This window comes from Thermoflexus sp., assembly GCF_025055495.1.
Taxonomy (GTDB): Bacteria; Chloroflexota; Anaerolineae; order Thermoflexales; family Thermoflexaceae; genus Thermoflexus.
Map to the genome: position 1 here is coordinate 1 of NZ_JANWXB010000007.1, position 1,573 is coordinate 1,573.

At 61.3% G+C, this 1,573-nt stretch carries 1 protein-coding gene; it reads left to right on the top strand.

All coding sequences use genetic code 11. The features are described from left to right. Nucleotides 1-76: 76 nt before the first annotated feature. The coding region (locus NZM16_RS00200; RefSeq protein WP_295477678.1) for an aldehyde dehydrogenase family protein at nt 77-1,573 on the top strand (1,497 nt) is incomplete at its 3' end.

Here is a 1,573-nt window from a genome sequence, read left to right on the forward strand (position 1 = left end):
CAATTTCTGACCACCCTGGCCGAGTTGATCGAAGAGCCCTTGGAGCTTCTCCACTAACTGCATAAGGAGGCTGGGGATGAGCGAGCAGGGGCGGTTACGAGGATCCGCCGCGCTGGCAATGGAAGGGATCCGGTCGGAAGAGCTTCCTTTGGGCGAATACGGCGTTCTGGTGGCAGGGCGCTGGATCCGCACGGGGGATGCCGTTGAAGTGCGAAGCCCCTACGACGAATCCCTGGTGGCCGTAGCGCATCGAGCTCGACCCGACGAGCTGGAGACAACGGTGGCTGCCGCTACCCGGGCCTTCGAGGCCACGCGACGGATGCCCTCCTGGAAACGGGCAGAGATCCTGGAGCGAATCAGCGCAGGGATCGCCGCCCGGCGAGAAGAGTTCGCTCGCACCATCGCCCTGGAAGCCGGAAAGCCGATCCGAACAGCCCGGGTGGAGGTCGACCGGGCGGTCTTCACCTTTAAGGTGGCCGCTGAGGAGGCCAAGCGGATCTACGGCGAGATTGTGCCCCTGGATTGGGTTCCCGGAACCGAGGAGCGCATCGGATATGTGCGTCGAGTCCCCCTGGGCCCCATCCTGGGAATCACGCCTTTCAATTTCCCACTGAACCTCGTGGTCCATAAGGTCGCTCCGGCGCTGGCTGCCGGCAATCCGATCCTGATCCGACCTTCTACCAAGACGCCAGTCAGCGCTCTCAAGCTGGGCGAGATCATCCTGGAAGCTGGATGGCCGCCGGAAGGATTCGCCGTGATTCCATGCACGACGCAGGATGCAGAGCTCCTGGTGCGGGATGATCGGATTCGCATGTTGACCTTCACCGGTAGCCCGGTGGTGGGATGGGGGCTAAAAGCCCGCGCCGGGCGTAAGCGGGTGACTCTGGAACTGGGAGGAAACGCCGGGGTGATCGTTCACCAGGATGCCGATCTGGATTACGCCGCAGAACGGGTAACCTGGGGCGGGTTCACCTATGCCGGCCAATCCTGCATCTCGGTGCAGCGGGTATACATCCATGAGGAAATCTACGAAACCTTTGTGGACCGTCTCCTGCAGCGGGTTTCCGCTCTCCGTGTGGGAGACCCTTTAGACGAAACAACCGATGTCGGTCCAGTGATCGATCGGGAGGCCGCCGAACGCATTGAGACATGGATTCAGGAGGCCATCGAAGGCGGCGCGAAAGTGCTGATCGGGGGACGGCGGACCGGGAACCTGTGGGAGCCCACGGTCTTGGCCTCGATCCAGGAGGATATGAAGATTTCCTGCCAGGAAGTCTTTGGGCCTCTGATCGGCCTCTATCGCTATGAGGATCCAATAGAGGCCATCCGCGCTGTGGATCGCAGCGATTACGGATTGCAGGCCGGGATCTTCACCAGTGACCTCCGGCTCATCGCAGCAGCCTTCGAGGGCATCGAGGTCGGCGGCCTGGTGGTCAATGATGTGCCTACGTTCCGCGTGGATCATATGCCTTATGGAGGCGTCAAACTTTCCGGTTTCGGCCGGGAAGGGGTGCGCTATGCGATCGAAGAGATGACGGAATTGAAGCTGATGGTTGTGAACCAGCGTTATAGG